At 72.7% G+C, this 363-nt stretch carries 1 protein-coding gene; it reads left to right on the top strand.

Translation table 11 applies throughout. The features are described from left to right. Window positions 1–152: 152 nt before the first annotated feature. Window positions 153–363 (top strand): hypothetical protein (locus SALPAC6_RS31440; RefSeq protein ID WP_033774671.1); only part of this gene is annotated, 211 nt, incomplete at its 3' end.

Here is a 363-nt window from a genome sequence, read left to right as displayed (position 1 = left end):
GACCGCCCGGACTGCCCGGTCAACCAGTCCCAGCTCTACAACCTGCTGACCCGGCTCAAGGACCGCGGCGCGGTCACCCCACCCGACCAGCGCGGCGGCCCGTTCACCATCACGAACTGACCACACCCTTTGCGCCCGGAAAGGAGACCCGCATGGCCAAGAAGACCACCAAGCAGGCCAAGGTCGACCACGCTGCCGCCCTGGCCCGCTGGTGCGGCCAGGCCGCCCGTACCGGCTGGCACGCCACCGCGGCCGGCGCCGGCCGGGCCGCCCGCAAGCTACCCAGCCCACACCGCACGAGTGTGGATCTGCCCGGACACGACACCGCCGGCCTCGCCCTACTGCTCACCGGCGCTGTCACCG

The sequence above is a fragment of the Salinispora mooreana genome (assembly GCF_000379065.1).
GTDB lineage: Bacteria > Actinomycetota > Actinomycetes > Mycobacteriales > Micromonosporaceae > Micromonospora > Micromonospora mooreana.
This window is presented reverse-complemented; position numbering and strand designations above follow the sequence as displayed.